The following is a 705-nucleotide window of genomic DNA, read 5'->3' as shown; positions in this document are numbered from 1 at the left end:
GTAACCAACCCACGGATAGCAGCGTGCCGACCGTCGCTCGCTTATTTGCCCCCGCGCCTAGTGTTTCGGTTAATGCAAGTACGAGGTATTGACAAAAACGTTCATAGCAACGTACCCGAAAGCTCAACGATAAAGGGACAAGAAACTTCTCGTCGCCTTCTCATTCATTTCTGCCCTACAACGAAATGAAAACCGGTTAAACACCCTTATTGCGGACACTGCACCTCTTATTCGACATTGATCAAAGAATTGCTTTAAATTGCTTCCATTTTCTCCGAAATGGACTTTTGAACCGCGTTAGACTTTAACTTGCTTGGGTTTCACAGTCCCATCCTTGAGCGCCTTCATATATTCGTATGGAGAGAAGTCGTAGATGCTGCCATGTAGGCGAATGCGGTTGTAATCTTGAATAAACTGACTAACGATCTCATACGTCTCTGGATAGGACTCAAATTCATGGCGTCGATAGCACTCTAGTTCTATGATGGCATGATAGGATTCAATATGAGCGTTTTTATTTGGTGTTTTAGGCGGAATACGCTCGTGGATCATGACAAACTCCGTACAGGCCTCTTCAAATCGATGACTGATAAACTGTGGGCCGTTATCGGAACGTATGACAGGCTTATCTGTTTGATCAAAGAGCTGGCGCTTCATGAGCGCTTCCTGCGTGATCTGAACGAGATGTTTGGCTTCACAGGTCAG

1 protein-coding gene is annotated in these 705 nt (G+C 45.4%); it reads right to left on the bottom strand.

What is annotated here, in order from left to right; all coding sequences use genetic code 11:
* Positions 1 to 297: 297 nt before the first annotated feature.
* Positions 298 to 705: integrase core domain-containing protein (locus tag RCO25_RS34655; RefSeq protein WP_309000579.1), on the bottom strand; the 408-nt coding region annotated here is incomplete at its 5' end.

This window comes from Paenibacillus sp. LHD-38 (assembly GCF_031157315.1).
Taxonomy (GTDB): Bacteria; Bacillota; Bacilli; order Paenibacillales; family Paenibacillaceae; genus Pristimantibacillus.
The sequence above is the reverse complement of the archived record's forward strand: the minus strand, read 5'-3'. Positions and strand labels throughout refer to the sequence as shown.